General features: G+C 67.5%; 9 protein-coding genes. 7 read left to right on the top strand and 2 right to left on the bottom strand.

What is annotated here, in order from left to right:
• Together AC16JP_RS06465 and AC16JP_RS06470 are read right to left on the bottom strand one after the other, a co-directional pair.
• Positions 1–676: TGS domain-containing protein (locus tag AC16JP_RS06465; RefSeq protein WP_484339786.1), on the bottom strand; the 676-nt coding region annotated here is incomplete at its 3' end.
• Between the two features lie 124 nt (positions 677–800).
• Positions 801–1,364, bottom strand: coding sequence for a helix-turn-helix domain-containing protein (locus tag AC16JP_RS06470; protein WP_484339787.1), 564 nt, complete (start codon positions 1,362–1,364; stop codon positions 801–803).
• A gap of 36 nt (positions 1,365–1,400) precedes the next feature.
• On the opposite strand from AC16JP_RS06470, the gene AC16JP_RS06475 reads away from it, so the two are divergent.
• The 7 genes from AC16JP_RS06475 to AC16JP_RS06505 all read left to right on the top strand — a co-directional run.
• Entirely contained in the window at positions 1,401–1,982 is a 582-nt protein-coding gene (locus tag AC16JP_RS06475) for a DUF6456 domain-containing protein (protein ID WP_484339788.1), read from the top strand.
• A gap of 68 nt (positions 1,983–2,050) precedes the next feature.
• The gene (locus tag AC16JP_RS06480; RefSeq protein ID WP_484339789.1) at positions 2,051–3,361 is read left to right on the top strand and encodes a DNA-packaging protein; all 1,311 of its coding nucleotides are present in this window, start codon (positions 2,051–2,053) and stop codon (positions 3,359–3,361) included.
• 14 nt (positions 3,362–3,375) lie between these two features.
• Positions 3,376–3,594, top strand: coding sequence for a hypothetical protein (locus tag AC16JP_RS06485; protein WP_484339790.1), 219 nt, complete (start codon positions 3,376–3,378; stop codon positions 3,592–3,594).
• An 89-nt stretch (positions 3,595–3,683) separates the two neighbouring features.
• The gene (locus tag AC16JP_RS06490) at positions 3,684–4,715 is read left to right on the top strand and encodes a phage portal protein (RefSeq protein ID WP_484339791.1); all 1,032 of its coding nucleotides are present in this window, start codon (positions 3,684–3,686) and stop codon (positions 4,713–4,715) included.
• Positions 4,716–5,117, top strand: coding sequence for an HK97 family phage prohead protease (locus AC16JP_RS06495; RefSeq protein WP_484339792.1), 402 nt, complete (start codon positions 4,716–4,718; stop codon positions 5,115–5,117). It abuts the gene before it with no gap.
• Between the two features lie 36 nt (positions 5,118–5,153).
• Positions 5,154–6,284: a phage major capsid protein gene (locus AC16JP_RS06500; RefSeq protein WP_484339793.1), complete on the top strand. Its 1,131-nt coding sequence runs from the start codon at positions 5,154–5,156 to the stop codon at positions 6,282–6,284.
• 79 nt (positions 6,285–6,363) lie between these two features.
• Positions 6,364–6,588: hypothetical protein (locus AC16JP_RS06505; protein ID WP_484339794.1), on the top strand; the 225-nt coding region annotated here is incomplete at its 3' end.

The following is a 6,588-nucleotide window of genomic DNA, read 5'->3' on the forward strand; positions in this document are numbered from 1 at the left end:
GCGAGAGTTGCGGGTTGCGCTGGTCGCCGCGCCAGTAGGCGCCGGACACCCGCGTGAGCTTGAAGGCCGCCGGATCGAGCCTGCCGGTGCTGGGGAGGTGCGGGCCGCGGCACATGTCCATCCAGTCGTCGCCGGACCAGTAGACGGAGAGTTCCTCGCCCTCGGGGAGTTCGTTGGCCCATTCGGCCTTGAAGGTTTCGCCCTGACGGCGCCAGGTTTCGATCAGGGCGTTTCTGGACCAGATCTCGCGCCGGAGCGGCTTGTCGGCGGCGATGATGCGGTGCATCTCGGCCTCGATCGAGGGGAGGTCTTCGTCGGTGAAGGGACCGCGTGCGGCTGGCGGCGCGAGGTCGTAGTAGAAACCGTCGGCCGTTGCCGGGCCGAAGGTGATCTGCGTGCCGGGAAACAGCCGCTGCACAGCTTCGGCGAGGACGTGCGCGAAATCGTGGCGCGCGAGTTCCAGCGCCTCGGCCTCGTCTTTGTTGGTGACGATCGACAGGGTGGCGTCGGCGATGATCGGACGTTCGAGGTCGAGAACCTCGCCGTTGATGCGGGCGGCGATCGCGGCTTTGGCAAGGCCCGGACCGATCGCGCGCGCCACGTCGCCCGCCGTGGTGCCGGACGCGACTTCGCGCACGGAACCGTCGGGGAGGGTCAGGCGGATGGAGGGGGGCACGGGCATTGCTCCTTGGGTAAGATGAACGCCTGGCGCCGGGGGAACCGGAAGCGGTGGCGCTGGTTATGGTTCCCTAGTGGTGCGATGGGGAAAAGTGCAAGGGCAGGCAGCGTGGCGCCCAGGGCTATAGCGGGCGGACGAGCATGTGCGCGCGGGCGACCCACGGCGCATCGGCGACGATCGTCTGCCGGCCGCCGGTGCGCAGCGGCAGGATCTGGAGGCGCCCCGATTCGGTGGCGACGAGGCGGCCGAACAGGAAGCGGCCGACGGGGCGCGGCACCAGAATGTCGGTGTTGATCGCTTCGGCGAAGCGTTCGGGCGGCAGTTGTTCGAGCCAGATCTGATCGCCGGCGCGGTAATCGCCCTGCGAGTCGCGCACGACGAGGCCGATGACGCCGGTGCCCGGCACCGGTGGTTGCAGCGCGAAGGGGGCCGTGAGTGCGCGGGCGCCATCGGCGGCGAGTTCGGCCGCGACCGGGACGGACGTTTCGGCGCGCCTGGTGATCAATTCGTGCGGTTCGATGCCGAGCGCAAGCGCGAGGCGTTCGACCCACGGCACCGTCAGTTGGCGCATTCCGGTTTCGAGCCTGCCGATGGTGACCGCAGTGGTTGGCGGCTGGCAGCGGGCTGCGACGTCGGCCAGCGTCAGGCCACGGCTTTTGCGGATTTCGCGCAGACGGCTTGTCATGGTGCTGGACCCCGGATCGGCTTCAATGGTTATGTGATGTCCTACATGATTGCCAATGTGGCAAGCGGCAATTTCTATCGAGTCGATGAGAGGAGTTGCTGCATGATCGCGCCTTCGGATTATCCCAATCGTGTGATCGGCAAGCGGGTGCTTGCGCCTTCGGATGCCGTGGACCGGCAGGTCGTTTCGGTGAATCTGGCCGAGTCGCCGCTTGGATGGCTGGCGCGCCGAGGGCTGCTGAACGAACGGCAGGTGCGTGCTGGCGAACGGTTGCGCGAGGATCATGCGCTGGCGGGGTTGGCGGCGCGTGTGACGATGCGCTGGGAGGCCGGGCCGCGCAGCGGCGGCGCAGGTGGAGGGGCCGAGCGGAAATCACTGGCGGCGATCGACGCCGGGCGGCGCTTTGATGCCGCAGTGGCGGCGGTTGGACCGGGGCTTTCCGATATATTGTGGCGCGTGGTGTGCGAAGGCGAAGGGCTGTCGGACGCCGAGAAGGGGTTGGGCTGGCCGACGCGGGCCGGAAAGCTGGTGCTGGGAATGGCGCTGGATCGACTGGTTAGGTTTTATGATAACCAATACGGTAATTTTAATCTTGACAATCGTAACGATATGGGTTAGTGATTCTGCCATGCTGAAGAATTGCGGGTTCGGCTGATGGCCGTTCTTCTGCTGGTCGGGGGAACGGAATGCGCGAGCTTTCGATGCTGGAGCGGCTTGCCCGGCTGGACGGGGCGGCGCGCGAACTGGTGTTGCGCGACATCCCGCCGGCCCGGCGGGCGCTGCTGGCGCGAAGCTGGGACTGGACGGCGCGGCCGTCGCAGTTGCCGCCGGAAGGGAACTGGACCGTATGGCTGATCCTTGCCGGCCGTGGCTTTGGCAAGACGCGGGCCGGTGCGGAATGGGTGACGCGGATGGCGCGGGCCAATCCGGGCGCGCGTTTCGCGCTGGTCGGGCCGACCGCGCATGATGCGCAGGCGGTGATGCTGGAAGGTGAATCCGGCTTGATGGCGGTGGCGGGGGGAGCGTTCCGCCCGGAGTGGCGGGCGACCCGGCGGGAGTTGCGCTGGCCGAACGGGGCCATGGCTTCGCTGGTGTCGGCCGTCGAGCCGGATTCATTGCGCGGGCCGCAGTTCCATTTCGCCTGGTGTGACGAGATCGCCGCGTGGTCGCGGCCCTCTGAGACATGGGCGAACCTGAAGATGGGGCTGCGGCTGGGGGAGCGGCCGCGTGCGGTGGTGACGACCACGCCACGGCCGCTCCCGTTGTTGCGGAAGATGCAGGTGGCGAACGGGGTGGCGGTGACGAGGGGTTCGACCTTCGACAACCGCGCCAATCTGCCTACGGCGTTTCTGCATGACGTGGCGGCCGCCTATGGCGGCACGGCGCTGGGGCGGCAGGAACTGATGGGCGAGTTGCTGGACGAGATCGAAGGCGCGCTGTGGAGCCGCGATGCGCTGGACGCGGTGGTGGACCCGGTGGTGCCGCCGCTGGTGCGCGTGGTGGTGGGGGTTGATCCGCCGGCGGGACCGGGCGGGTGCGGCATCGTGGTGGCGGGTGTCGATGCTGCGGGCGTCGCGCATGTGCTGGCCGATGCGAGCATTGCCGGAACCGAACCGAAGGTCTGGGCCAATGCGGTGGCCGCAGCGCATGGGCGCTTCGGTGCTGACCGGGTGGTCGTCGAAGTGAACAATGGTGGCGACATGGTGGAGGCCGTGCTGCGAGCCGCGAGCATTTCATTGCCGTTGAAGCAGGTCCGGGCGAGCCGTGGAAAGACGGCACGGGCGGAGCCGGTCTCGGCGCTGTATGCGGCTGGCCGTGTGCGCCATGCGGACCGGTTTCCGGCGCTGGAAGATGAGATGTGCGGGCTGCTTCTGGGTGGTGGATATGTAGGACCGGGGACATCGCCCGACCGCGCTGACGCGCTGGTCTGGGCGCTTACCGAACTGATGCTTGGAGCGAGCGGACCGGGGCCGGCGGTGAGGGTGCTGCGGCACTGAACAGGAGATCGATGATGCAAGGACATTGCAAAAGGCCGGGGCTTTCCGCCCTGTTGGCCTGGGTGAAGTTGCGCGTGCGCGAGCCTTCGACATGGGCAGGTGTGGCGATGATTGCTGTGGTGCTGGGTTCCGACCCGATGCAGGCGCAGGGGCTGGCGCAGGCGCTTTCGCTGATCGTTGGCGGTGGTCTGGTGGCGATCCCCAATGCCAGCATTCGTGGTGGTGGCGAATGAGCAGGGTTCGGCGGTGGTTCGCAGGTGCTGAACGGAAGTCGGCACTTGGGGGCCTGTCTTGGGGGGCGGCGTCTGGCCCGGCGGTCGAGGTGCCGCAATCGTATGAGGGGAAGGCGCTGGCAGCGTTGCGCAACCCGGTTGCGCTGCGGGCGGTTCGGATGGTTGCCGAAGGGATGGCGAGCGTGGTGCTGGAGGCCGGGGAGCCGGATCATCCGGCTGTGCGGCTGGTCGGCCCGGCGGTGCTGGAGGCGATTGCGACGCACCTGCTGTTGTCGGGCAATGCCTATCTGGAGACCGGGCTGGATCTGGGGGGGATGCCGTCGTCTTTGTGGCTGCTGCGCCCCGAGCGCATGCGCTTGCAGACCGATGCAGCAGGCTGGCCCGATGTGTGGTTGTATCAGCTTGGCGGCCGCACCCATCGCCTGCCGGCAAACGGGGACGCCCATGCGCCGGGCGTGCTGCACTTGAAATCGTTCAATCCGCTGGACGATCATCTGGGATTGGGTGCGCTGGATGCCGCAGCCGAACCGGTTGCGTTGTTGCAGGCGGCGGGGCGTTGGAACCGGTCGCTGATCGGCAATGCCGCGCGGCCTTCGGGTGCGCTGATCGCGGACGCGGCGGACGGGCCGCTTTCGCCGGAGCAGTTCCAGCGGCTGGCGGCTGAAATCGAGAACGGGTTTCAGGGTGCTGCGAACGCCGGTCGCCCGATGCTGCTGGAGGGGGGGCTCAGGTGGCAGACGCTTTCGATGACGCCCGCCGAGATGGATTTTCAGAAAGCCCGCGAGGCGGCTGCGCGCGATGTGGCGCTGGCGTTCGGGGTACCGCCGATGCTGCTGGGGCTGCCGGGCGATTCGACCCACGCCAACTATGCGGAGGCGAATGTCGCGCTTTGGCGGCTGACCATCGTGCCGCTGCTTTCCCGCGTGCTGGCGGGGCTTTCGGCCCATCTGTCGATGTGGTGGCCCGGCCTGAAGCTGGAGCCGGACCTCGATCTGGTGCCCGCGCTGTGGGCCGATCGCGAGCGGCTGTGGCGGCACATCGGCGATGCGGCGTTCCTGGATGACGACGAGAAGCGCGAGATTCTGGGCTGGGGCAGGCGCCGGAACACGGGGGAAAGCTAGATGGCAGGATTGGTGGAGATGACCGGCTATGTGAGCCGGTTCGATGTGCCGGACCGCCAGGGCGATATCGTTCGCCACCGGGCGTTCGTGGGGCTGGCGGCCGGTGTGCCGCTGTTGTGGCAGCATGACCCGGCGCGCCCGATCGGCCGGGTGTTGCGCCTGTGCGAAGACGGCTTCGGCCTGAAGATGGTGGCCGGTGTCGCGCCCGCGTGCCGCGATGGCGAGGACGCGCTGGCGCTGTTGCGCAGCCGCGCCGTCGATGGGCTGTCGTTTGGGTATCGCGTGAAATCCGCGAGGAAGCGCCCCGGAGGCGGGCGCGAACTGCTGCGGCTGGAGCTGATCGAATGCTCGGTGGTGACGCTGCCGATGCACGAGGAGGCGCGTGTTCTGGCGGTTGGCTGACGCGCGGGGGTTGAGGTTGAACGAGGAGAGCCGAAAATGGACTATGAAACGAAAGCCGCCGCAGTGGTGACTGCGGTGGAGACGCCGGCCGATGTGCGGGCCGAACTGGACGCGCTGCGCGTGGAAATGAAGCAGGATCTGGAGCAGCTTTCGCGGCGCGCCATGCCGGTGCCTGCCCGGACGGAGGCGAGCGGCGGGGTTTCGCGCACGGGCTTTGGCGACAGCTATCTGCGCAAGGGGCTGGAAAGCGGGTTCGAGACCAAACGGCTGTCGGTCGGCGTGACCGGCGAGGGCGGCCTTGCCGTGCCGCTGGAGATTGACCGGCGCATCGAAACGGCGCTGAAGGCGATCTCTCCGATCCGGGCGATTGCCGACGTGGTGAAGGTGGGGAGCGCCAATTATCGCAAACTGGTTGCCGTTGGCGGGTTTGCGTCGGGCTGGGTGGGCGAGGCGGCGGCGAGGCCCGAGACGGCAACGCCGATCTTCAACGAAGTGGCGCCGGCGATGGGGGAAATCTATGCCAACCCGGCGGCGACGCAGCCCATGCTGGACGATGCGATGTTCGACGTCGAGGGGTGGCTGGCGAACGAGATCGCGGCAGAGTTTGCCCGGGCGGAGAGCGTAGCTTTTGTGAGTGGCAGCGGCAGCGGCCAGCCGAAGGGGTTTCTGACCTATCCGGTGGCGACCGCAGGCGATGCGGCGCGGCCGTTCGGCACGTTGCAGTATCTGCCATCGGGCGCCGCCGGCGCCTTTGCCGCCAGCAACCCGGCGGACAGGCTGGTCGACATGGTGCATGCCCTTCGCACCCCGTATCGGCAGGGGGCCGTGTGGGTGATGAATTCGAACAGTATTTCGGTGATCCGGAAGTTCAAGGATTCGACCGGCGATTTCATCTGGCGAAACGGCCTGCAGGACGGCGAGCAGGCGACGCTGCTGGGCTATCCGGTGGTCGAGGTGGACGCCATGCCGGACATTGGCGCCAACAGCCTGTCGATCGGTTTCGGCCAGTTCCGTTCGGCCTACGTGATTGCGGAGCGCGGGGAGACCGGTGTGCTGCGCGACCCCTATTCCAACAAGCCGTTCGTTCACTTTTATGCGACGCGCCGCGTTGGCGGTGCGGTGGTGAACAGCGAAGCGCTGAAGCTGATGCGCTTCTCGGCGAGCTGAATGGGCTGACTGCGGCGTGACTTGCGGGGAGGCTTGCGGGCCTCCCCGGCCTTTTCGGTGCATTTTCGGAGCGACCACCATGGCATCCTATAGCGTATCCGTTGAATCGAACGGCTGGGTTCTGGCTGTTCGCGGGCCGTGGGCTGCGACTGCCGGGGCCTTTGAACATGCAGGCGCCGATCGCGCCGAAGGGCGGTTCATGTCGGGCGGTGTCGACCAGTTTCCGCTTTCGCCTGATGTAAGCCCCAGAGTGCAGGTGGTCGTTACGCGGCAGGGGTTCACCCGGTCGGGCGGTGGCGTGGTG

Source organism: Sandaracinobacteroides sp. (assembly GCF_057137845.1).